The organism is Maribacter caenipelagi, from assembly GCF_004364175.1.
Classification (GTDB): Bacteria; Bacteroidota; Bacteroidia; order Flavobacteriales; family Flavobacteriaceae; genus Maribacter; species Maribacter caenipelagi.
Map to the genome: position 1 here is coordinate 26,181 of NZ_SNZW01000019.1, position 22,321 is coordinate 48,501.

General features: G+C 35.4%; 23 protein-coding genes. 11 read left to right on the forward strand and 12 right to left on the reverse strand.

All coding sequences use genetic code 11. The annotated features are described in order from the left end of the window. The first annotated feature begins 13 nt into the window (after window positions 1–13). On the forward strand, window positions 14–649 hold the full coding sequence (gene rsmG, locus DFQ03_RS17330; protein ID WP_133674504.1) for a 16S rRNA (guanine(527)-N(7))-methyltransferase RsmG: 636 nt from the start codon (window positions 14–16) through the stop codon (window positions 647–649). 296 nt (window positions 650–945) lie between these two features. Here rsmG and DFQ03_RS17335 read toward each other — a convergent pair whose 3' ends face one another. The 5 genes from DFQ03_RS17335 to DFQ03_RS17355 form a co-directional block, all read right to left on the reverse strand. Next, complete coding sequence (locus DFQ03_RS17335; RefSeq protein WP_133674505.1) at window positions 946–1,458, reverse strand: DinB family protein; 513 nt, start codon at window positions 1,456–1,458, stop codon at window positions 946–948. Between the two features lie 111 nt (window positions 1,459–1,569). Then, window positions 1,570–3,198, reverse strand: a complete 1,629-nt coding sequence (gene pruA / locus DFQ03_RS17340) for an L-glutamate gamma-semialdehyde dehydrogenase (RefSeq protein WP_133674506.1) — start codon at window positions 3,196–3,198, stop codon at window positions 1,570–1,572. A 73-nt stretch (window positions 3,199–3,271) separates the two neighbouring features. Beyond that, a complete protein-coding gene (apaG, locus tag DFQ03_RS17345; RefSeq protein WP_133674619.1) occupies window positions 3,272–3,658 on the reverse strand; it encodes a Co2+/Mg2+ efflux protein ApaG in 387 nt (128 codons plus the stop codon). 5 nt (window positions 3,659–3,663) lie between these two features. After that, the gene (locus DFQ03_RS17350; RefSeq protein WP_133674507.1) at window positions 3,664–4,791 is read right to left on the reverse strand and encodes a DUF3667 domain-containing protein; all 1,128 of its coding nucleotides are present in this window, start codon (window positions 4,789–4,791) and stop codon (window positions 3,664–3,666) included. Window positions 4,792–4,817: 26 nt separating this feature from the next. Next, entirely contained in the window at window positions 4,818–6,059 is a 1,242-nt protein-coding gene (locus tag DFQ03_RS17355; protein WP_133674508.1) for a type IX secretion system plug protein, read from the reverse strand. Between the two features lie 152 nt (window positions 6,060–6,211). On the opposite strand from DFQ03_RS17355, the gene DFQ03_RS17360 reads away from it, so the two are divergent. The 8 genes from DFQ03_RS17360 to DFQ03_RS17395 all read left to right on the forward strand — a co-directional run bounded on the left by DFQ03_RS17360 (window position 6,212) and on the right by DFQ03_RS17395 (window position 13,788). Further along, entirely contained in the window at window positions 6,212–7,561 is a 1,350-nt protein-coding gene (locus DFQ03_RS17360; protein ID WP_133674509.1) for a Na(+)-translocating NADH-quinone reductase subunit A, read from the forward strand. A gap of 3 nt (window positions 7,562–7,564) precedes the next feature. Next, window positions 7,565–8,845: an NADH:ubiquinone reductase (Na(+)-transporting) subunit B gene (locus tag DFQ03_RS17365; protein WP_133674510.1), complete on the forward strand. Its 1,281-nt coding sequence runs from the start codon at window positions 7,565–7,567 to the stop codon at window positions 8,843–8,845. A gap of 2 nt (window positions 8,846–8,847) precedes the next feature. Continuing rightward, a complete protein-coding gene (locus tag DFQ03_RS17370) occupies window positions 8,848–9,600 on the forward strand; it encodes a Na(+)-translocating NADH-quinone reductase subunit C (RefSeq protein ID WP_133674511.1) in 753 nt (250 codons plus the stop codon). 1 nt (window position 9,601) lies between these two features. Beyond that, complete coding sequence (locus tag DFQ03_RS17375; RefSeq protein WP_133674512.1) at window positions 9,602–10,249, forward strand: NADH:ubiquinone reductase (Na(+)-transporting) subunit D; 648 nt, start codon at window positions 9,602–9,604, stop codon at window positions 10,247–10,249. Window positions 10,250–10,270: 21 nt separating this feature from the next. Next, entirely contained in the window at window positions 10,271–11,032 is a 762-nt protein-coding gene (nqrE, locus tag DFQ03_RS17380; RefSeq protein WP_133674513.1) for an NADH:ubiquinone reductase (Na(+)-transporting) subunit E, read from the forward strand. 2 nt (window positions 11,033–11,034) lie between these two features. Next, window positions 11,035–12,342: an NADH:ubiquinone reductase (Na(+)-transporting) subunit F gene (nqrF, locus tag DFQ03_RS17385; RefSeq protein WP_133674514.1), complete on the forward strand. Its 1,308-nt coding sequence runs from the start codon at window positions 11,035–11,037 to the stop codon at window positions 12,340–12,342. Between the two features lie 73 nt (window positions 12,343–12,415). Next, complete coding sequence (locus tag DFQ03_RS17390; RefSeq protein WP_133674515.1) at window positions 12,416–12,778, forward strand: Na(+)-translocating NADH-quinone reductase subunit F; 363 nt, start codon at window positions 12,416–12,418, stop codon at window positions 12,776–12,778. Next, window positions 12,775–13,788: an FAD:protein FMN transferase gene (locus tag DFQ03_RS17395; protein ID WP_133674516.1), complete on the forward strand. Its 1,014-nt coding sequence runs from the start codon at window positions 12,775–12,777 to the stop codon at window positions 13,786–13,788. Before DFQ03_RS17390 ends, DFQ03_RS17395 begins: the two co-directional genes overlap by 4 nt. Here the strand turns inward: DFQ03_RS17395 and DFQ03_RS17400 are convergent, their stop codons facing one another. The 3 genes from DFQ03_RS17400 to gpmI are packed head-to-tail and all read right to left on the reverse strand — an operon-like array spanning window position 13,789 to window position 16,929. Continuing rightward, window positions 13,789–14,553 (reverse strand): class I SAM-dependent methyltransferase, encoded by a 765-nt coding sequence (locus DFQ03_RS17400; protein ID WP_133674517.1) that lies wholly within the window; start codon window positions 14,551–14,553, stop codon window positions 13,789–13,791. Window positions 14,554–14,562: 9 nt separating this feature from the next. After that, entirely contained in the window at window positions 14,563–15,381 is an 819-nt protein-coding gene (gene map / locus DFQ03_RS17405; protein WP_133674518.1) for a type I methionyl aminopeptidase, read from the reverse strand. A gap of 30 nt (window positions 15,382–15,411) precedes the next feature. Then, window positions 15,412–16,929 (reverse strand): 2,3-bisphosphoglycerate-independent phosphoglycerate mutase, encoded by a 1,518-nt coding sequence (gene gpmI, locus DFQ03_RS17410; protein ID WP_133674519.1) that lies wholly within the window; start codon window positions 16,927–16,929, stop codon window positions 15,412–15,414. 224 nt (window positions 16,930–17,153) lie between these two features. Here gpmI and DFQ03_RS17415 point away from each other — a divergent pair, with 224 nt between their 5' ends. Further along, the gene (locus tag DFQ03_RS17415; RefSeq protein WP_133674520.1) at window positions 17,154–17,546 is read left to right on the forward strand and encodes an ankyrin repeat domain-containing protein; all 393 of its coding nucleotides are present in this window, start codon (window positions 17,154–17,156) and stop codon (window positions 17,544–17,546) included. Between the two features lie 189 nt (window positions 17,547–17,735). Next, window positions 17,736–18,122, forward strand: a complete 387-nt coding sequence (locus tag DFQ03_RS17420; RefSeq protein ID WP_133674521.1) for an ankyrin repeat domain-containing protein — start codon at window positions 17,736–17,738, stop codon at window positions 18,120–18,122. 107 nt (window positions 18,123–18,229) lie between these two features. On the opposite strand, the gene DFQ03_RS19205 is transcribed toward DFQ03_RS17420, so the two are convergent. From DFQ03_RS19205 to DFQ03_RS17435, 4 genes are all read right to left on the reverse strand, one after another. Beyond that, complete coding sequence (locus DFQ03_RS19205; protein WP_317128193.1) at window positions 18,230–18,397, reverse strand: DUF6747 family protein; 168 nt, start codon at window positions 18,395–18,397, stop codon at window positions 18,230–18,232. Between the two features lie 136 nt (window positions 18,398–18,533). Continuing rightward, window positions 18,534–19,304 (reverse strand): M48 family metalloprotease, encoded by a 771-nt coding sequence (locus DFQ03_RS17425; RefSeq protein ID WP_133674522.1) that lies wholly within the window; start codon window positions 19,302–19,304, stop codon window positions 18,534–18,536. Window positions 19,305–19,343: 39 nt separating this feature from the next. Continuing rightward, window positions 19,344–20,078 carry a M15 family metallopeptidase gene (locus DFQ03_RS17430; protein ID WP_133674523.1) on the reverse strand — a complete coding sequence of 245 codons (735 nt, stop codon included), beginning with the start codon at window positions 20,076–20,078 and terminating at the stop codon, window positions 19,344–19,346. Window positions 20,079–20,287: 209 nt separating this feature from the next. Then, entirely contained in the window at window positions 20,288–21,451 is a 1,164-nt protein-coding gene (locus tag DFQ03_RS17435; protein ID WP_133674524.1) for a gliding motility-associated C-terminal domain-containing protein, read from the reverse strand. Between the last annotated feature and the right edge of the window lie 870 nt (window positions 21,452–22,321).

The following is a 22,321-nucleotide window of genomic DNA, read 5'->3' on the forward strand; positions in this document are numbered from 1 at the left end:
TACAAATATACGCATGACTGTTGAAATCATATTTGAAAATTTTCCCAATTTATCTGAAAAACAGAAACAAGAATTTAGGAAATTAGAGGAATTGTATAAGGATTGGAACCAAAAAATTAATGTGGTGTCAAGAAAAGATATAGATGAGCTTTATCTAAGGCACGTTTTACATTCATTGGGTATTGCAAAGTTCATAGAGTTTAAAGAGGGTTCTACTGTTCTTGATGTTGGTACAGGGGGTGGTTTTCCGGGAATTCCTTTGGCTATTTTGTTTCCCGAAGTACACTTCACGTTAGTAGATTCTATAGGTAAAAAGATAAAAGTAGTGAAAGAAGTAGTTGAAGGTTTGCAATTAACCAATGTTACTACGATAAACGCCAGGGTAGAAGAGATACCAGGTAAATTCGATTTTATCGTAAGTAGAGCAGTGGCAGCTATGCCAACCTTTGTGCACTGGATAAAAGGTAAAATTAAAAAAGAATCTAAACACCCTATTCGTAACGGAATATTATACTTAAAAGGTGGTGATTTAAACGAGGAATTGAAAGATTATAAAACGGCTGAAATTTATAATTTGACCGATTATTTTAAAGAAGATTTCTTTGAGACAAAGAAAATGGTCTACTTGCCACTAAAATATAAGGGCTAAGTCTTTTTAAAGTAGAAAAGAACTGTAGTAAGCCTTCTTGTATTTTCGAGCGAACTCTTTTAAATAATTCCAAGTGTGAATTTGAATGCAAGTTATATGTAGTCTAATACTGTCGATAGTCATAAGTAATTGATTTTAAATGAACTACAAATTTCGGTAAATTACCTTTAGTTTACAATTAATTAACGTTAAATTTACATTGATATTGTGTTCGTGGAGTGTTAATGTTTGCCAAATAACGAAAAAACGCCCATCGACTAATAGTCGATGGGCGTTTTAAATATGTGTGAAACGGTTTATTTACTCCATGGTGGTACTACTCCGTTTGTTCTTGCATAAGCAATTAGTTGACCTTTGTGTTCGCCGTTGTGCTCCATGATAGCTAGCAATCCACCTAATTTATTCGATTTCATAAAACCGAAATCAACTTCTTCGTTTAAAGAACCATCTCCAACTTTAGTAATGTTTTCTAGAACAAATTCGTTAGATTTTTTTAGAGCTACAATGATGTTTTCTTTGCCTGTAATCTTACTTAAGTTCATAACATCTACATCTTCTGGTGGAGCAAATCCTAATTTAGAGGCTAAAAAGTAATTTCCGCCTGCAACGTGTAAAAGGGCTTCGCCAACAGAGCTAATACCTTCAGCAGGTCTCCAATCATATTTTTCTTCAGGAAAAGCTTCGGCAAGCTGTATAACCTGAGACTGATTTCCGGCTAAAACTACTTGGATAGTGTTCTGTGTTAGTTCTTCTTGTGCGTAAGAAAAGCATCCTGTAATTAAGAACGCTATGAGTAGTAATTTTTTCATAATTAGTGTTTTAAGGTTGTTAAAAGTGATATGGAATACCTGTAATTTAAGTTAAAATAAACGCTATGTCAAAAAAAAGGCTGAATTTTTAATTCAGCCTTTAAAGTTGTTTTATCCTAAAAACGGATACCTGTAATCGACAGGGGTAACAAAGGTTTCCTTTATTAATCTTGGAGAAACCCAACGTAATAGGTTTTGAGCAGACCCAGCCTTATCGTTTGTTCCTGAAGCTCTTGCTCCACCGAAAGGCTGCTGACCAACTACAGCACCTGTAGGTTTGTCATTGATATAGAAGTTACCTGCGCAGTTTTGTAATGCCTTTGTAGCTTCGTCAATTGCATATCTATCTTGTGAAAGTACAGCGCCTGTAAGTGCGTATTCAGAAGTCCCGTCTATTAATTGTAGTGTTTCGCTCCAATCTTTATCGTCGTAAACGTAGATAGTAACTACAGGACCGAATAATTCAGTTTCCATCGTTGTGTATTTAGGATCTGTAGTTAAGATAACCGTTGGCTCAATAAAGTAACCTTTAGATTTATCAAAAGAACCACCAGCATATACTTCTGCATTTTTATCTTCTTTGGCTTGGGTAATATATTTTGCCAATTTATCAAAAGAACCTTCGTGAATTACGGCAGTAATAAAATTGCTCATATCTTCAGGAGAACCAGGTTTGTTAAAAGAAGCGATATCGGCTTTTACAAATTCTAGAATCTCTTTAGAAGTAGATTTTGGTAAATATACTCTTGAAGCTGCGCTACATTTTTGGCCTTGAAATTCAAATGCACCTCTTGAAATAGCCGTAGCTACTTGTTTAGTGTTAGCTGTTGGGTGTGCTAGAATAAAATCTTTACCACCGGTTTCACCAACTATTTTCGGGTATGTTTTATAGGTATGAATGTTATTTCCTATTTGTTTCCAAAGTTCTTTGAATACATGCGTAGAACCAGTAAAGTGAATACCGGCAAAATCAGGACTAGCCAATACTGTTTCAGTAATCATTACTGGGTCGCCATAAACGACATTGATAACTCCGTCAGGCAAACCGGCTTCTTTGAAAATATCTACTATAACTTTTGCAGAGAAAACCTGAGAATCACTCGGTTTCCAAACTACAACGTTACCCATCATTGCAGCACTTGCAGGTAAATTACCGGCAATGGCAGTAAAGTTGAAAGGGGTTATAGCATAAATAAAACCTTCTAACGGACGATATTCTACCCTGTTCCAAATACCTTCGGCAGAATCAGGTTGCTCTGCATAAATTTGAGACATGTACTCTACGTTAAAACGTAAAAAGTCAATTAACTCGCAGGCAGCATCTATTTCTGCTTGGTGAATATTTTTAGATTGAGCTATCATGGTAGCTGCGTTGATTTTAGCGCGGTAAGGACCTGCAATTAACTCTGCAGCTTTTAAGAAAATAGCTGCACGTTGCTCCCAGGTTAAGTTAGCCCATGCATCTCTAGATGATAAACAATTATCAATTGCAGATTGTACATTTTCTTTGTTGGCAGTATGATAAGTACCTACAATGTGTTTGTGATCATGTGGTGGCGACATTGGCTTAGTGTTGCCTGTGCGTACCTCTTCTGAACCAATATACATTGGTACATCAACTTTATCGTTGAAATATGCTTTGTATTGTTCCAAAACTGCTTCTCTTTCTGGAGATCCAGGAGCATAGCTTTTAATTGGTTCGTTAAATGCTGTAGGAACTTGAAAAAATCCTTTACCCATTGTCAATTTTTTTAAATTAAAAAGTTGATCAAAGGTACTAAAAGGGTGTTGGACAAAAAACTATAAAAATACTTTAGTTAAGGGCGAAAGGTGCGCTAAATTTAAAAGTAGGAATATAAACTCTAAATTTTTCGGCATTACTCATTATTACCATATTGTAATGACCTTTCATTGCGCCGATAGGTGAGGTAAGTAAACAGCCAGAGTTGTAGGTGTGCGATTCGCCAGGTTGAATTACTGGTTTTTTGCCAATGACACCTTCACCGTCTAAGGTTTCCATATCATTTAAAGAGTCGTATATTTTCCAATGACGAGAGGTCAATTGTACGGCATCTTTACTTTGGTTCTCAATAGTAATCGTATACCCAAATGCGTAATGCATTTTGTAGTTTTTGAAAAACGTGCCTTCAAAAGTTGTTTGAACCGAAATTTTTATGCCTTTAGTAACCTGTGTTATCATCATATTTAATATGTAAATACGCTTTGTGCTATTAATATGGTTATAGCTAATACTCCTAAGATAAAAAATATTGTGTTTAGGAAAAAATACTTTATAACCGTTTTAACTCTTCCTTGTTGATAGAAATTGCGCATTGCTTTATAAAGGTAAATAGCGAATATTAAAATAAACAATCCTTCGCTTCTGAAACTGAACACTGCGTTGATCAAATTACTAACAATGAGCAAGATAAAGAATAATGACTGATTGTGAAAGCTAAAGATTAAATGATCGGTATAAGTGTATTTTTTTCTGATATAGACCATCCAAATGAAAAAAGAAAAGAACGGCAGAAAGAAAAATGTAGTAAATGGTAGTTTTGAAATCAGTGAGTTTATAAACGATCCGGGTCGTTTTTCGATTTCTAAAAAGCTGTTGGCTAAATTAAAAGCCATTTCATTTTCTTTATTCTCAGGTATCTCAAATTTAGTAACACCTTGTTCAAAATAATAAATGGTGTCGTATTTAATTATGGAATTAAAAAAGTTTATTTTTCCAAAAAATCGACTAGTAAGATTTTCTGTGTTTATTTCCTTAAAATATGATTTGGGGTCTTTTAAAATGGTAGAATCTTTGTCGCTAATTTGGTTTTTGAGAAATCCATTAATTTTAAGAGAGTCCATTTGGGCTAAGGCTAGGGCTCTTTCTTCTTCATTTTCAAATTCTATTTTATCAAACTCTTCGTGCATTAAGTTGAATATCGGTTTTCGATTTTCGTACCCGTATTTATTGAAAGACTCAAATTCGCTATTAAAACTTATGATTAGAAAGTAAATTATAGATAAGCTTAATAGAAATCGAAAAGGGTTGGTGTATGATAATCTTCTACCCGAGATATATTCTTTGGTGATTTTCCCTGGTTTTAATAAAAGCGCTGCCAATGTTCGCCATAACTTAGAATCATAAGAAACGTAGTTGGCAAGAAACTCTTCAAAAAAATCTAAAAGGGTAAGTTTTTTTGTGCTGTTGGCTTGAGAGCAATTGGGGCAGTATTTGTCGCTCAACTCTAGCGGGTGACCGCAGTTAAGGCAGTCTACACCTCTGTATTTAAGTTCGTATCTACCTTTTGGTTGAATTGTTGGTTTGTTTTCCATAAATGATGAAAAACGTAAATATACAGCTAGTTGGTGATATTTCTAGAATTGGCAGACCCGATACCTATAATACTATCGTACATGTCCCCAAAATTGCGGTAATATACAAGTACTAGATAATTATTTTCGGTAAAATGAAAGTTGCCGCCAACCTCATTTAATTTAATTTTCTCGCCACTCTTAACGGCATATTTGTAATTATAAAAACCCTGTTTTATTTTTAAGGTAGCCTCTAGCATACCGTTCTTTTCATTGTAAGCCATTTTGTTTTGGTCTGTAAGGGCGTAATTATTAAACTTTCCAAAAATATAAACATCGTCTAAGGCAATATATTCGGTGTACGGTAGGCTAAAATAAACGTTGGTGTACTCAGCTTCTCTTGAAGCATTGTCGCCTTGTAGAGTTCTAACTACAAAATCGCCATTAATATCTGGAAAATAGGTATAGGGTTTGTCGTTTCTAAAATCATCAGAGAATAAATAATGATTATATAGGTCCGTTAGGTCGATACTTGAAATTTGCGAACTTGGAGCTCTAAGGTCGCTAGTGTCGAACAGAAGAAATTCGTTGCCACCGTAAAAAGCGGTTTCTTGATCATATTTATATACCAATTCACTTCCCATTGTGTATTGTGGGGCAATATTGGTGATGGCGGTCGGCCAATAATGATTTTGAAGAATCACAACTTTAACTTCTTTTTTCGGGTTTATAAGTCGTAAAGATCCAGAGGTAATACTAAATTGAACCACTTGCTTTTCGTTGATATAGTTAAAATCTCTAGAGCGTTTAATTGTGGTAGCTACTGAAACAATGTCTTTGTACACTACAAATCTTCTCGAGAATTGTAGTTCATTGTAGCTATTGTAGATTTCTAAAAGGTAATTGCCGCTAACTTTAAGTCGAACATTGTCATTTGGTATGGTCAGTTGGTAATTAGAATACGATTGTAAAGTGCTGTAACTGTTCTCGTAATCTGTAATTCTTTGATTGTCTACACCATCTAAGTATTGAGATTTCAACAAAGTAGAAGGCGTCCAATCATAATCGCAATGAACAACCTTATAATAATAGTCTTGTTCGTTGGCTAATATATCGTCGAATTCTAAATAGAGAGGTTCTCCTATTTTAATTACGGGAAATTGGTCTTCTGTAGGACCTTTGAAGACGATAGATTTTATATTCTCTGGTGGGTTTACCTCTTCCTGAACTTGAGCAACTATATTTTGTAAAAATAATAGACAAATAAAATGTTTGAAGAAAATGCGCATTATACCCCGTTTTTTTAAGTAAAGGTAAACAAAAAGGGTGCCTAAAAAATATAGCTCGTTCTATTGTCTAATTTATGGGACAATAATTATGAAAACGAAGTTTTTGTACTTAAATTTGCTCAAATTTTGATAACCTAAAGGTCTATACGCACATGTCAAAAGACATTCGAATTAAAAAAGGGCTGAACATTAATCTGGTGGGAACCGCAGAACAGACTACTTCAAAAGCTGTTTTAAGTAATGTTTACGCTATACAGTTAAGTGATTTTCACGGAATTACCCCAAAATTGATGGTAAAGCAAGGCGCCGAAGTAAAAGCGGGTGAGCCTTTGTTTTATAACAAAAACATGGAAAGCATGCTTTTTGTTTCGCCAATAAGCGGTGAGCTTATTGAGATTGAAAGAGGGGATAGAAGACGTATTTTGACCTTAAAGATATTGGCAGATAAAACACAAGAGGCGTTTTCAGGTGCTGCTTTAGATGTAGAAAATGCATCAAAAGAAGAGTTGAAGGCTGTTCTCTTGAAAAGTGGTTGTTGGCCATTTATCAAGCAGAGACCTTATGACGTAGTTGCTAATCCTGATACTACGCCTAAATCTATTTTTATTTCTGGGTATTCAAGTGGGCCGTTACAGGCAGATTTGGATTATGTTTTACAGGGCAAAGAAAAAGAATTACAAGCGGCAATTTCTGCATTGGGTAAATTAACACCAGGTAAAGTTCATGTTTCTGTAGGTTCTAGTAAATCTCCATTGTCTTCAATGACTGGGGTAGAGTTACATAATGTTTCTGGTCCTCATCCAGCAGGTTTGGTAGGTACGCAAATCAATAAATTAGATCCTATCAATAAAGGTGAATTGGTTTGGACCGTAACTCCGCAAGATTTAATCATAATAGGTGAGTATTTGTTGACAGGTAAGTTCAATGCAGAGCGTGTTGTAGCGCTTGCAGGTTCTTCGGTTAAGGCGCCTAAATATTACACAACTAAAATTGGAGCAGAGATTTCTACATTCTTATACGCTAGTGGTGTAAACGAAGAAAATTTCAGAGTTATAAATGGCGATGTGCTTACAGGTTCTAAAAGTAAGCCAGACGGTTATTTAGGATATTATAATAATACGGTAACAGTTATTCCAGAAGGAGACGATTATGAATTGTTTGGATGGAATAAACCGGTTTTTAATAAAATTTCGGCTACCAGAGCATTGACGTTCTCTTGGATGCAGCCCAACAAAAAATATGATTTGGATACCAATACTAACGGAGAGCACAGAGCTTTCGTAGTAACGGGACAATATGAAAAAGTTTTTCCGATGGATATTTTTCCAATGCAACTGTTAAAAGCTTGTATGGTAAAAGACTTGGATGAAATGGAGCAATTAGGTTTGTACGAGGTAGCTCCAGAAGATTTTTCGTTAACTGAGTTTATATGTATTTCTAAGCAACCACACCAGAAAATTATTCGTGAGGGGTTAGATTTATTGCAAAAAGAAATAGGATAAGAAATGAGTTTAAAAAGCAAATTACACGAACTTAAACTGAAGTATCAGGGTAAGAAAATGGCTCCTGCCTTTAATGCCTTTCATACTTTTTTGTTTTCGCCAGATGAGACTACTCATGCAGGTGGCACACACGTAAAATCGGCCGATGATTTAAAGCGTACAATGAACACGGTAATAATGGCGCTTATACCAGTGTTAATATTCTCAATGTTCAACGCAGGTTATCAGCATTTTTCTGCAATAAACGGTTTTCCGGCAGATTTTTCTTTGATGAACGATTTCCTTACTTGGGATAATTTTTGGATCGGTATCATTAAGGTATTGCCATTAGTAGTTGTTTCTTACGGTGTCGGTCTTATAGTAGAATTCATTTTTGCTGTAATAAAAGGTCACGAAGTAGAAGAAGGATATTTAGTTACAGGTATGTTGGTGCCGTTAATAGTTCCTATTGATACACCACTTTGGATGTTGTCTGTAGCTGTTGTTTTTGGTGTTGTTATAGGTAAAGAAGTTTTTGGGGGTACAGGTATGAACATTCTTAATCCTGCATTGACTATTAGAGCATTCTTGTTCTTTGCTTATCCTACTTGGATGAGTGGTGATAAAGTTTGGGTTTATGGAGCTCGTGAGCGTTCAGAAGAAATTTTGGCTGGCGCAAACGTTGATGCAATATCAGGTGAAACTATATTAGGTTACTTAGCTCAGAATAAAGGTGCTGAAATGACATATTCAGTTTCAGATATGTTCTTCGGTTTTATACCAGGTTCTGTGGGTGAAACATCTGCATTTCTAATCTTATTAGGCGGTTTGTTCTTGATTTTTACAAAGATTGCTAGTTGGAGAATAATGGTGAGTGCCGTTATTGGTTCATTGGTAATGGGCTTGATCTTTAATCAAGTAGTTGATTTTGGTTGGATAGGCGAATCAAGCAAATTTTACGGATTAATGAGTTTCGATTTCTGGAAACATTTAATCGTAGGTGGTTTGGCATTCGGTATTGTCTATATGGCTACTGATCCTGTTACGGGTTCGCAAACAAATAAAGGAAAGTGGTATTATGGTTTCTTTATAGGATTCATTTCTGTAATGATTCGTGTATTTAACCCAGCATATCCAGAAGGGGTATTCTTGGCAATTTTGTTAATGAACGTATTTGCACCAACAATTGATCATTATGTTGTAAGGGGTAATATTAAGAGAAGAATGAACAGATTAAAAAATGCAACTATCTATCCAAAAGATTCAGATGGTAAGGCAGAAGAACTTAAAGCTGAAACAGTTTAATTATGGCACTAAAAACAGATAGTAACGTTTATACAGTAGTTTTTGCTGCTGTTATGGTTGTGGTAGTTGGGTCAATACTTGCGTTTTTGGCTTCAGCATTACGCCCTAACATCAAAGAAAATGAGCGTTTTGAAAAACAGCAAAATATTCTTTACGCCATGGGTGTAAATGAAAATGGAGATGACGCTGGTAGTGTAAACTTTATACCTACAGATGTAGTAGAAGATGAGTTTGCTAGTTATATCAAAGAGCAATTGGTTATTCAAGGTGATAAGATCACAGAAGATAACGAAGCTTATTTGATTGATTTGAAAAAGCAATTGGCTAATATTAAAAAAGGAGAGCCATATAAGTTGCCAGTTTTTATTGGTGAAAAAGAAGGAAAGAAATTCTATATCATTCCTATGTACGGTAAAGGTCTATGGGATGCTATTTGGGGTTTTATCGCTTTAGACGATACCATGACTGTTCAAGGTGTTTATTTTGACCACAAAGGAGAGACTCCTGGTTTAGGTGCGAATATTAAAATGCGTTATTTCATGGATGATTTTGAAGGGGAAACTATTCTAAATGGTACTCAATATGCAGGTATCGCTGTTGCAAAAGGTAACAACGATCCATTGAATAAAACAAAAGATGATAATGAAGTAGATGCCTTGGCGGGTGCTACCATTACCGGTAACGGTGTTTCTGCTATGATTAGCGAAACTGTCAAATTATACAAACCTTATTTAGAAACAATTAGAGTAAAGTAATATGGCACTACTATCAAAAAAAGATACAAATCTTATTACGGATCCACTTGCGGATAACAACCCTATTACCATTCAGGTTTTAGGTATTTGTTCGGCATTGGCAATTACAGCAGAGCTAAAGGCTTCGTTGGTAATGGCTATTTCTGTAATGTTCGTTTTAGGTGCAGGTAACGTAGTTATCTCATTGATGAGAAATATCATTCCTTCAAAAATTAGAATTATTGTTCAGCTAATTGTAGTTGCTACATTGGTAATTATAGTGGATCAGGTACTTAAGGCTTATGCTTATGAGTTAAGTAAGACCTTAGCGGTATTCGTTGGTCTAATTATTACAAACTGTATAATTATGGGTCGTTTTGAAGCTTTTGCTTTGGCAAATGGACCATGGCGTTCATTTTTGGACGGTATTGGTAACTCTTTAGGTTACGGTGTTATATTAGTTATCGTAGGTTTCTTTAGAGAGCTCTTAGGTTCGGGAACGTTATTTGGTTATCCTGTTTTAGGAGATCCAATAACAAAAACAGGATTGTACGCTACGGGCTATGAGAATAACGGTTTTATGATTATTCCTCCAGCGGCATTGATTGTTGTAGGTATAATCATTTGGGTACAACGCTCAAGAAACCCAGCACTTGTAGAAGAGAATTAAACAGACATTTAAGTAGAAATTATGTTAGAACATGTAGAATTATTTTTTAAGTCCATCTTTATCGATAACATGGTATTTGCCGTGTTCTTGGGGATGTGTTCTTATTTAGCGGTATCCAAAAAAGTGGCTACTGCAGTTGGTTTAGGTGCTGCTGTTATATTCGTATTGGCGGTTACTGTACCAATGAACTGGTTGTTAGATAAGTATTTGTTACAAGACGGAGCCTTAGTTTGGTTAGGTCCTGAATATGCAGATTACAACCTTAGCTTTTTATCTTTTATTCTCTTTATCGCTACCATTGCAACGATGGTACAATTAGTAGAGATTGTAGTTGAGAAATTTTCACCTTCTCTATATAACTCATTGGGTATATTTTTGCCGTTGATTGCAGTGAACTGTGCTATTTTAGGTGGCTCATTGTTTATGCAGGCAAGAGAAATCGAAACCTTCGGATTAGCATTTAATTATGGTGTAAGTTCTGGTATTGGTTGGTTCTTGGCAATTTTGGCGATTGCTGCTATTCGTGAGAAAATTAGATATAGTAATGTTCCTGCTCCTTTAAGAGGTCTTGGTATTACATTTATCATTACTGGTTTAATGGGTATTGGCTTTCAAAGTTTTGGAGGTATGTTAACTGGTGGTGGTGATGATGCTGAAGAAGCTAACGAGCAAGTTAATCAGGTAATTCAGCCAGAGGTTGTAACACCTGTTGAAGATGTAGTAGTAGAAAAAAACGAAGAAATTGACGAAAAGGTTATTTCTTATAACGACGTAAATAAATAAACATGATTTTAGCTGCAAGTACAGGCGGAACTATTCTAATAACTGTTGTCGCATTCCTAATATTGTTGATGGCGTTAGTAGCATTACTTCTTTTTACTAAACAAAAACTTTCTCCATCTGGTCCTGTAACCATTACTATAAACGGAGAAAAGAAAATTGAAGTTTCTTCAGGTGGATCTTTATTATCGACCTTGGGTAACCAAAAAGTCTTTTTACCATCTGCCTGTGGTGGTGGTGGAACATGTATTCAATGTGAATGCCATGTACTTTCTGGTGGTGGTGAAGCATTACCTACAGAAACACCTCATTTCTCTAAGAAAGAATTAAATCACGGTGCACGTTTAGCTTGTCAAGTTAAGGTGAAACAAGACATGGAAATTACCATACCTGAAGAGGTGTTCGGTATTAAGAAATGGCCTGCAAAAGTTGTTCGTAATTATAACGTAGCATCTTTTATTAAAGAGTTTGTAGTTGAAATCCCTGAAGATATGGGCTACAAAGCTGGTGGGTATATTCAAATTGAAATTCCTGAGTGTGAAGTAAAATATGCTGATATTGATATTACAGCGCACCCAGAAGAACATGAGACTCCAGATAAATTCCAAGCAGAATGGGATAAATTCAACCTTTGGCCTTTGACAATGAAGAATCCAGAAACGGTTGAAAGAGCGTATTCAATGGCTTCTTTCCCTGCTGAAGGTAGAGAGATTATGTTGAATGTGCGTATTGCCACCCCGCCATGGGATCGATCTAAAAATGGATGGATGGATGTTAATCCTGGTGTTGCTTCTTCTTATATTTTTAATTTGAAGCCAGGTGATGATTGTACTATTTCTGGACCTTACGGTGAATTTTTCATCAATGAGTCAGATTCAGAAATGTTATACGTAGGTGGCGGTGCAGGTATGGCGCCAATGCGTTCTCACTTATATCACCTATTCAAAACATTAAAAACGAAAAGAAAAGTATCGTACTGGTACGGTGGTCGTTCTAAAAGAGAATTATTCTATTTAGATCACTTTTATAAATTAGAGGAAGAATTTCCAAACTTCAAATTTTACTTGGCATTATCTGAACCTCAAGAAGAGGATAACTGGAAAGTAAAAGAGAATATTGATGCTCCTGGTGATGGTTTCGTAGGTTTCATTCACAATTGTGTAATTGATAACTACTTAAGTCTTCATGAGTCTCCAGAAGATATTGAACTTTATTTCTGTGGTCCTCCATTGATGAACAAGGCTGTTCAGAAAATGGGTGAAGATTTCGGTATCCCAGATGAACATATACGTTTTGATGACTTTGGTGGATAAGCCTTAAGTCCTTTGAATAATAAAAAAAAACCGATATGTAATGTATCGGTTTTTTTATAAAACATAGTTAAGTATGCATGTATTAACAGAGCAAGAACTTCATAATTTAGCCATGAATATTGTTGGCAAGCAATTGGAGGATGAAGGATTTGAATTTTTAGCCGTAAACAGTGAATTACGTAAAAATCCGCAGTTTGTATGTACTAAAGATAAGAAGATGCGCTTTGTTGTGGTGAAGGCAATTGAGTACCCAGGTGATCCCAAGGATATGGATTTTTTTATGTCTGACCTGAATAAAATGAAAGAACATGCCATAAAATTTGAGGCAACAACTTTCTACGCAGGGGTTGGCTTGGTAAATGCTACAGATCATAATTTACCCGTGTATTTAGATGAAGAGTATATTGTTGACTATGATGGTTTAGTAGAATTATGAAGAACTATATTTTAGTAATTGCCGCTATAATTGGCTTGTGTCATTCTTGTAAAGAGAATTCTGATACTAAATTTCGAAATGAAAATGTTGGTGGTGCTTTAGGTACATCTTATAGTATTATTTCAATCTCTAGTGAGAAATTAGATTTAGAAAAGGATATTGACTCCGTATTCGCCGTTATTAACCATTCTTTATCTACTTATATTCCTGAGTCTGATATTTCAAGAATTAATAAAGGAGATAGTACTATAGCTGTCGATAAGATGTTTCAAGAGGTATTTTCTTTATCGAAATCAATTCACAAAGAAACTAATGGCTTTTTTGACCCAACGGTTGGTACGCTTGTAAATGCATGGGGCTTCGGACCTGAGCGCCAAATATCAATGGACAGCCTAAAAATCGATAGTTTGCTAAATTTCGTTGGCTTAGATAAGGTTAGTTTGGATGATAGCAATCATGTAGTAAAAGCTAATGCTAGTATTTACCTAGACTTTAATGCAATTGCTAAAGGCTACGCTATAGATAGGCTTGCGGCTATGTTAGATGCTAAGGGTGTTGAGAATTATCTGATAGAAGTGGGTGGTGAATTGGTAGCCAAAGGAAAGAATACCATAAAAGATAAATTTTGGGTGGTTGGCATTGATGATCCAGAAGAGCAAATGAATAGGGCTACCAAAATATTAATTCATTTAAATGATAGGGCATTAGCTTCTTCGGGCAACTATCGCAAGTATAGAATTGATGAAGAAACCGGTAAGAAGTTCGTACATACTGTAAACCCTAAAACAGGTTATACTCAAGTTTCAAATACACTTGCCGTAACTATATTAGCTGATAATTGCGCTACTGCAGATGCCTATGCTACGGCATTAATGGCGATGAATTTAAATGATGCTTTTAAACTTGTTGAAGAAAATACAATGTTAGAAGCTTATATTGTTTATTTAGATGAGAATGGGGATACAAAGGAATTTTCAACCAAAGGATTTAAATCGTTTGTAGTCAAATAACTATTTTTTCACGAATGGAATTATCTCACCAGGTGCTAAGCGATACCTATCGATATTTTCTTGGCTCATAAGTTTAGTATAATCTATTTCTTCAACAGTAAAACCAATACCTCTTAGTTTATCAAAGTAATCTCTGCCATAAATGCGAACATGGTCATATTGACCAAATATTTCTGCACGTTCAACTTTGTCAGTTATAGTGTCATCTTCAAAAGTTTCTTCTCTGCTTAAATCTTGTGGAATTTGAAAAATCCCCCAACCACCAGGTTTTAGTATTCTATATAATTCAGACATTGCTTTCGTGTCATCTGGTATGTGCTCTAACACATGGTTACATAAAATTACATCGAACATATTATCTTCAAAGGGAAGATTACAAATATCAGCCTTTACGTCTGCCAAAGGTGAATTCAAGTCCGTGGTAACGTAATTTAGATTTTTTAGTTTTCTGAATCTTTTATAGAATGCTTGTTCGGGTGCAAAGTGCAATACATGTAGTGGAGCCGTAAAAAGGTCGGTCTCCTCTTTTAAAAACAACCACAGTAAACGATGGCGTTCTAACGAAAGGGTAGAAGGTGAGAGCACGTTCTCACGAGGTTTTTCATATCCGTAAGGTAAAAAGCTACGAAAAGTATTGCCGTCAATAGGATCTTCATAGGTATTACCACGATAGTAAGCCTTGAAAAAAGGTTTTACTAAATAGCTTAAAGAAATTAATACAGGCCTTGGAACAAGGTTAAGAAAAAATTTAAAAATTTTCTTCATCTGTATTTTCTAACTTTTTACGGTAGAGTTTCTGAACTCATCTTCTTCGTTACTTACAATACCTAAAGCGTCGTAAATATACTTGAAGGTAGATAGTAACTCTGGTTTTCCGTTAACTATGGCAACATCATGTTCAAAATGAGCGCTAGGTTTACCATCTGCAGTAAGAATTGTCCAACCGTCTTTAAGTTGCTTAATATTCTTTGTACCCATATTGGTCATAGGTTCTATTGCAACGGTCATACCTTCAACAAATTTCTTTCCTCTACCACGTCTACCATAATTTGGCATTTCAGGACCTTCATGCATTTTTCTACCTAGACCATGACCAACCAATTCACGAACTACACCATAACCATGGTCTTCAGTAAATTTTTGAATGGCATACCCGACATCACCTACACGATTACCAACTTTGAATTCTCGTATACCAACATACAATGATTTTTTGGTGACCTCTAATAACTTTTTGATTTCAGGACTTACTTCTCCTACTTCAAAAGTGTAAGCGTGATCTCCGTAAAACTCATTCTTTAAAGCTCCGCAGTCAATCGAAATAATATCGCCTTCTACTAAAGGAGTGTTATTCGGAATACCATGTACTACTTGAGCATTTGGGCTCATGCATAGTGAGTTCGGGAAATCGTAAAGACCTAAGAAACCTGGTACTGCACCATGGTCACGAATAAAGGTCTCTGCCAAAGTGTCTAAATGAAGTGTAGTAACCCCTGGTTTTACCTCAGAGGCAATCATTCCTAATGTTTTAGAAACGATTAATGCGCTTTCACGCATTAATTCAATTTCTTCCGCTGTTTTTATTTTTATCATAAAATATTATCCTTTCAATATTGTCAAAATTTATACCAAAGAATTTTGGGTCATAAATTCTGACTTTTCTACACCCATTAATTTCAAAATTGTTGGTGCAATATCTCCTAAAACACCATCTTTAATTTGGTGAATATCTTTGTCTACTAAAATTAGTGGAACAGGGTTAGTAGTATGTGCTGTATTAGGACTACCATCTTCGTTTACCATTGTTTCACAATTACCATGATCGGCAATAACAATTACAGAGTAATCTTTTTCTATGGCTGCGGTAATTACATCTTTGGCGCATTCGTCTACCGTTTCACAAGCTTTAATTGCAGCCTCCATAACACCAGTATGACCTACCATGTCAGGATTCGCAAAGTTTAGACAAATAAAATCAACATCTCCTTTTTGAATTTCAGGAATGATTTTATCTCTAATCTCATAAGCACTCATTTCTGGTTGAAGGTCATATGTCGCCACTTTTGGTGACGGACATAAAATACGTGATTCGCCTTCAAAAGGAACTTCTCTACCACCATTGAAAAAGAAAGTAACATGTGGGTATTTTTCTGTTTCTGCAATACGAATTTGCTTTTTTCCTGCGTTGGCCAATACCTCGCCTAAAGTTTCAACAATATTGTCTTTGTTATAAACTACATGAACGTTATTGTAAGACTCGTCATAGTTTGTCAACGTAACGTAATACAGATTAAGTTTGTGCATGTTTTGCTCATGCATATCAACTTGACTTAAAACCTGCGTTAGTTCTCGACCACGATCTGTTCTAAAATTGAAGAAAATAACGACATCATCTTCTTTTACAGAAGCAACAGGGGTGCCATCTGTACTGGTCATGACGATAGGTTTTATAAACTCATCGGTAATATCATTGTCATAGCTTTTTTGAATGGTTTTACCAATGTCAGTCGATTTTTCACCTTCTGCATTAACAATAACATCATAAGCTTCTTTAACTCGCTCCCATCGTTTGTCACGATCCATAGCATAATATCTGCCAATTACGGTAGCTAGCTTTGTGTTTTTATCAGCACTAAAATGTACAATATCTTCTAAAAAACCTTTTCCACTTTTTGGATCTACATCTCTACCATCGGTAAAAGCATGTAAATACATGTTTTCAACACCAGACGCTTTACCTGCAGAGATTAATCCTTTGATATGATTGGTATGGCTATGTACGCCACCATCGCTTAAAAGCCCTAAGAAATGAACATCTTTATTGTTCTTTTTAGCGTATTCGAAAGCACTTTTTAAAACTGGCTCAGAACTTAAGGTATTCTCTTTGACTGCCTTATTGATTTTAGCCAAGTCTTGATAAACAATTCTACCCGCACCCAAATTCATATGACCTACTTCGCTATTGCCCATTTGACCTTCAGGAAGTCCTACGTTCATACCATCGGTAAGAAGGTTAGAATTAGCATATTTGGAATATAAACTATCTATAAAAGGAGTGTTGGCTTTATCTACTGCAGATACAGATGGGTCAGGAGATTTACCCCATCCATCTAATATCATTAAGATTACTTTTTTGTTCATCTTTATAAGGTTTTAAGAGTACAAAAATACTATGTTCTGCTAAGTTAAGCTACTAGATTACCTACCTTTTTCATTTTGGTAGTGTATCGCAACATATTTTCAGTTTGGGTGAAGATTTGTTTGTTAAAGTTTAGTTATAACAATGTTAAAGCATGAAACAATAAATGCAAACTGGCGTCTTTTAAATGTACACTATTGTACGCATCAATCAAAAATCAATTATCATGAGAAAAGTAATCCTTACATTATCAGTGGTAGCTCTTACTTTTGGAGCTACAGCGAAAGAGACTAACGCGAAAGAATTAGTATCAACACACCAAACAGAACTCCTTGCTAGCGTAGGTATTAGCTCATTTTGTAAAGCCGTAATACAGGGAGATTTAGAAACTGTAAAACGGTTGATAGATTTAGGCGAAGATGTAAATCAAAAATCCTTAGGTATGACACCGGTTATGTTTGCTGCTCGATATAATAAGGTGGCTATATTAGAAATACTTATTAAAAATGGTGCGGATTTAAAAATTCAAAGTAGTCAAGGGTATACTGCCAAGCGGTATGCAGAATTGTCAAATGCCTCTGAAGCATTAGAAATAATTGAAACTGCCATCGGTATTTAAAGGGCTATTGGTCATTTTATTATTTAGGAAAATAAAATTTGGAAAAGCCTTAGGTTACCTCTAGGTTATTGGGTTGTTTTTTAATTGTTAAATATTTATTATATCTTTCTTAATATTACGTAATTATTAAAATTACATATGTAAATTTAATATATCTATAATTTTATTAATCAAAATAACGTAAATATTATGAAAAAATCAATCTCAATTTTATTACTCATTAGTGTATTTACATTAACAGGAGTTTATGCAAATACTAGAGACTATATCAATTCGAACGAAGCAGTATCTGTTTCTGTAGATGAGGAAATTAGTGCGTTATGTAAAGCAGTCATGAAAGGTGATTTAGACCAGGTAAGAAGTTTATTGGCTTTAGGTGAAAAATCGAATGAAAAGTCTTTAGGTCTAACCCCGGCAATGTATGCAGCTAGATATAATAAGGCAGAAATACTTAAGGTTTTATTGTTGAACGGCGCTAACCTTAGTATTAAAAGTGACCAAGGTTATACTGCAAAAGACTATGCGAAAATGTCGAATGCTAAAGCTGTATTAGATGTAATTAAACAAGATTCATAGATTTATCTTTATGAAAATAAAAAGGGCTCATTGAAATATCAATGAGCCTTTTTTTAATTCTAAATAATTCTACTTCAAATAGTGTTCAGGTAAAAGAGTAAAACGCGTTAAAAATCAAATCCATTTGCTGCTCTCACAACGAAAGCATACAGTGCCGAAAATATCATTAGGGCACAAAATACAGAGTAGACCTTTAAAAAAGCAACCAATACAATTGGTTTACAGTTCTCAAACGCCTGCACGTATAAGTTTCTGAAATGTGTAATAGTTCCCATTATAGTGTTCTTCTATGATTAAATCATAGCTATAAAGGCAATTCGTAAATGGCAAAATAAGCTTGGGACTTCCTCAAATCTACAAAAATATAAACACTGAGTATTGTCCTCTAGATTAAGTGTGCAAAAAAACCGATTAACCTTGATTTTTGTATTTGTCTATCGCTTCTCTGATTTTTTCTATTCTATTTTCAGGATCAGGGTGGGTACTCTGAAATTCAGGAGTACGGTTTGGTCCCCCGGCAGCTTTTAAGATTTCCATCACCTTGATCATTTCGTAAGGATCATAACCAGATTGAATCATAAATAGAACTCCTAGTTCATCACTTTCCAATTCATCGCCACGACCATTTTTTAGTAGTGTGTTCTGACCAATACTTCCTAAAATACTGCCCATATCGCCAGCACCAACGGTTGCACCCATAGTCGCAGTTTGCCACGTTTGGCTATCTGCTATTCTTTCAGCAGAGTGTCTACCGATTACATGCCCAATTTCATGACCAAGAACTCCGGCCAGTTGTGCTTCGTTAAGTTGAGAGAACAATGCATAGGTAATAAAACATTGTCCGCCCGGTAAGGCGAATGCATTAATAGTTTGATCATCTGCCAATAAATGAAAATCATATTGATAGGGTGTTTCTCTGGCTATACTGTTTTGAACTAGTTTATTGCCGACAGATTCAACAAAAGCTTGTAAACGTTCATCAGGGTAGAGTCCGCCATGTTGTTGTGCCATTTCTGGAGCACTTTGTAAACCTATAGCGATTTCTTGGTCAGAAGACATTGTAATATGTTGCGACCGACCAGTATATGGGTTCTCTTCGGTATTACTGCATTTTTGTATAAATGCAAAGGCAACAATGGCCAGACCTATAAATATTCTAATTTTCCAACTTCCTCTTCTCATGGTAATGTATTATAGTACAGGCTCTAATGTACAAAATGCTTACAATAAGTTTCTATTGATATCTAATATATTATTTTGTAAGTAGGATCTTAAAAAGTTCATGGTAAAATTCTCGGCACCATAAAAATCTTCACGAATAAGAATAGATGCGATATTTTTACTTCTAAATTGTTCAAGCATAGGTATCGATAATGGTGCATAGCTATAATGCCATGGCTCATATTTGAAACCTCTTCTTTTTGCTTCGTCGGTATACACTAAGAAAAATCCGTAGGTTTCCGAATTTTCGTCCATCCATTTTTTAAAATCAACATAAGGACCTTCGCCTTCATATTTGTGTGGCACTAGAACATCGCCTTCTACTTTTCTATATCCATCTACTACATCAATATCGGTGCCCCAATGATGTCTGCTCGTTCCGGGTATCGTAGAGTATTCGATGATTTTGTCAATAGCATCTGTAGGGTTCATGCCATCATCGTCAGTGTATTTTAAAAATTTACGTTCAAAAATTGCTTCTTGCCTATCGTAACTTCTATAGCTTGAAACTATTTTAAGATCGATACCATCTTTGTAAGCTGCCTTTTTCATTTCTACAAAGGCATCATGAGCTTCTTTTCGAAGATTAATATCTTTTCCATAGAGCTCAATATCTTCTTTACCCATGAGTTCTAATATGGAATATTCGGTATCTTCTTGAATAAAGAAAGTTGGGGTAATGGCTAGTGCCAAAGCAGCTGAACTGCTTCTGTTGATAAATGTTCTTCTCTGCATAACTCTATATTGGTGTTGTTTAATACAAAAGATTTGCCAAACTTGATCAAAATGAAAAAACTTTTGAAATTGGTAAACCATGCAATGTAAAAGTAATGAATCTTAACAATAAAAGATATTAGGGTCAATGTTCTTGATATTTTATATCATGGTAGACATACTCTTGTCACAAAATATGATAAGAGTATGATATTATAAAAATCGATAAATTATCTAGATAGATATAAAAAGCCTTGATAATTTAAATCGCCTTCGGGAATGTAAATCGTATAAAAATAGACGCCAGTAGGCAATCCTTTTTCTTCACCGAATGGGACATTGTTCAGATTTGAAAATCCGACAAAATCATCAACGTAGTCTGTCTTTTCGAACACTTTAAGACCGTAGCGATCATAAATTTGAAGAAAATTACTGTCAAAATCTTGTAATTCTTCAATGTAAAAGCTGTCATTGATTCCGTCACCATTTACAGAAATAAAGAAATTATCTATAAAAAGTACGTCTCTAGCTAAAGGTTCGAACGGACTTTTAGAAGAACCCAGCGTAATAACTTCATAATCGTCTGGTATAAAAGATTCTGTGGTAACAAAACCTTCGGTCAAAGTACCAACAGGAACAGTGCCTACTAGGTTTACCCATCGTTGAGAGGCTTTGCTCCACCCTACAGGTATGACTTCGTCTACATTATCGGTTAAACTTTCTACAGTGCTACGTATATTCCAACTTAGTGTTACAGTGGAAGGCATAGAACCCTCTAGTCTCCAAAATTCAAAGGTGTTTACCAATTCTACATCTAAGTCGGTTGCGCCGGTATCATATGAACCAAGAGGTGCAGGTGCATTGTTTGGGTTTTCGTAGAAATAGGCACATTTCGCAAATAGATTAACGCTTTCAGAATTGATGATCAACGGTCTTAAATATTGCACATCACCTACCGGGAAACCAAAATTTTGCTGGTTGGTAATTGCCGCATAGCCTTCAATTTTACTAAAGTCATTTTCGCCACTGTAAAAAGAATTATCTACAAAGTTGTAAAAAATATCTGGTTGGGCGGTAGGGGTTAGAATGCTACCAAAAATAAAGTTAGTGTTATTGGTATTGTCCATTCCTAGGTCTAACTGCATGTTGTTTTCCAAGGCAATTTCCATATCATAGAACTGTGGAGTAACACTGCCCGAAACGGTCAATAGCTCAGAACCATAAAAACCAGCTAGCCCAAGGTTGTTGTCCGTCGGAGACTCATTAATAAGATTGGTGTGAAAACCAATTTGCCCACCTTCATGAATACGTAAGTTACCATTATTGTATAGTGCCGTTTGGGCAGAAATAGTTGCTGCAAACAGAAAGAACAGTATGTGTATGTATTTTTTCATTAGTCGTTCTGCTTTTCTAATAACATGGTTTTAATCTCTGCCATTTGAGCTTTTAACCCCTCTAATTCTTTACTCATGTTAGTATTGGCACTCTGTAATTCTTTAATTTTCTTTTCTTGCTCTATAGTATGCAAAAATAATTCTTCTATTTTTTCTAGGTTAACAAGCGCACCTTCTGATAAATTCCACTTGCCATCATTTGCTTCGATTTCTGAAACCGATTTTACACCGGGTAAATGGTGATTTTCTTTTAGAAATGTTTCCACTATTTCTAAGGATGAAAATTCATAATCAGATTTAATAGAAGAATTACCTAAAAAATACTTTTGAAAAACATAATCAGGGTAAGTTGCGGTAGCGGAAATAAAACTGTTTGCTTGAACATTACCATTCGTTATAATATTGTCGTTTCCAAAATTTGGGTCAGCTGTTGGTAACGTTACTGTATTTCCACCACTTATTGATATACTGTTACCTATTATGCCAAGTGTTTGTATTTCATTTGTAATGCTATCATCTATTTCTGCCGTAAGGTAACCGTTGTTGGCTACAAAAGCATCGACGGCTGCTTCGTCCAGATTAGTATCGTTATCAATTCCATCCATGAAATCAGGGGGGATATTAGTTAGCGTAGCCCAATCTGCAGTGGCTGCTGTTGGTAACGTTATTGTATTTCCACCACTTATTGATAGACTGTTACCTGTTATGCCAAGTGTTTGTATTTCATTTGTAATGCTATCATCTATTTCTGCCGTAAGGTAACCGTTGTTGGCTACAAAAGCATCGACGGCTGCTTCGTCCAGATTAGTATCGTTATCAATTCCATCCATGAAATCAGGGGGGATATTAGTTAGCGTAGCCCAATCTGCA

What these genes read in the sequence shown, in the direction of transcription:
- map (WP_133674518.1), bottom strand. Translation starts at nt 15,381, where the DNA reads ATGATAAAAATAAAAACAGCGGAAGAAATTGAATTAATGCGTGAAAGC.
- DFQ03_RS17350 (WP_133674507.1), bottom strand. Translation starts at nt 4,791, where the DNA reads ATGGAAAACAAACCAACAATTCAACCAAAAGGTAGATACGAACTTAAA.
- DFQ03_RS17395 (WP_133674516.1), top strand. Translation starts at nt 12,775, where the DNA reads ATGAAGAACTATATTTTAGTAATTGCCGCTATAATTGGCTTGTGTCAT.
- gpmI (WP_133674519.1), bottom strand. Translation starts at nt 16,929, where the DNA reads ATGAACAAAAAAGTAATCTTAATGATATTAGATGGATGGGGTAAATCT.
- DFQ03_RS17360 (WP_133674509.1), top strand. Translation starts at nt 6,212, where the DNA reads ATGTCAAAAGACATTCGAATTAAAAAAGGGCTGAACATTAATCTGGTG.
- DFQ03_RS17425 (WP_133674522.1), bottom strand. Translation starts at nt 19,304, where the DNA reads ATGAGAAGAGGAAGTTGGAAAATTAGAATATTTATAGGTCTGGCCATT.
- nqrF (WP_133674514.1), top strand. Translation starts at nt 11,035, where the DNA reads ATGATTTTAGCTGCAAGTACAGGCGGAACTATTCTAATAACTGTTGTC.
- DFQ03_RS17415 (WP_133674520.1), top strand. Translation starts at nt 17,154, where the DNA reads ATGAGAAAAGTAATCCTTACATTATCAGTGGTAGCTCTTACTTTTGGA.
- DFQ03_RS17400 (WP_133674517.1), bottom strand. Translation starts at nt 14,553, where the DNA reads ATGAAGAAAATTTTTAAATTTTTTCTTAACCTTGTTCCAAGGCCTGTA.
- DFQ03_RS19205 (WP_317128193.1), bottom strand. Translation starts at nt 18,397, where the DNA reads ATGGGAACTATTACACATTTCAGAAACTTATACGTGCAGGCGTTTGAG.
- DFQ03_RS17390 (WP_133674515.1), top strand. Translation starts at nt 12,416, where the DNA reads ATGCATGTATTAACAGAGCAAGAACTTCATAATTTAGCCATGAATATT.
- nqrE (WP_133674513.1), top strand. Translation starts at nt 10,271, where the DNA reads ATGTTAGAACATGTAGAATTATTTTTTAAGTCCATCTTTATCGATAAC.
- rsmG (WP_133674504.1), top strand. Translation starts at nt 14, where the DNA reads ATGACTGTTGAAATCATATTTGAAAATTTTCCCAATTTATCTGAAAAA.
- DFQ03_RS17355 (WP_133674508.1), bottom strand. Translation starts at nt 6,059, where the DNA reads ATGCGCATTTTCTTCAAACATTTTATTTGTCTATTATTTTTACAAAAT.
- DFQ03_RS17370 (WP_133674511.1), top strand. Translation starts at nt 8,848, where the DNA reads ATGGCACTAAAAACAGATAGTAACGTTTATACAGTAGTTTTTGCTGCT.
- DFQ03_RS17435 (WP_133674524.1), bottom strand. Translation starts at nt 21,451, where the DNA reads ATGAAAAAATACATACACATACTGTTCTTTCTGTTTGCAGCAACTATT.
- DFQ03_RS17365 (WP_133674510.1), top strand. Translation starts at nt 7,565, where the DNA reads ATGAGTTTAAAAAGCAAATTACACGAACTTAAACTGAAGTATCAGGGT.
- apaG (WP_133674619.1), bottom strand. Translation starts at nt 3,658, where the DNA reads ATGATAACACAGGTTACTAAAGGCATAAAAATTTCGGTTCAAACAACT.
- DFQ03_RS17375 (WP_133674512.1), top strand. Translation starts at nt 9,602, where the DNA reads ATGGCACTACTATCAAAAAAAGATACAAATCTTATTACGGATCCACTT.
- DFQ03_RS17430 (WP_133674523.1), bottom strand. Translation starts at nt 20,078, where the DNA reads ATGCAGAGAAGAACATTTATCAACAGAAGCAGTTCAGCTGCTTTGGCA.
- DFQ03_RS17335 (WP_133674505.1), bottom strand. Translation starts at nt 1,458, where the DNA reads ATGAAAAAATTACTACTCATAGCGTTCTTAATTACAGGATGCTTTTCT.
- pruA (WP_133674506.1), bottom strand. Translation starts at nt 3,198, where the DNA reads ATGGGTAAAGGATTTTTTCAAGTTCCTACAGCATTTAACGAACCAATT.
- DFQ03_RS17420 (WP_133674521.1), top strand. Translation starts at nt 17,736, where the DNA reads ATGAAAAAATCAATCTCAATTTTATTACTCATTAGTGTATTTACATTA.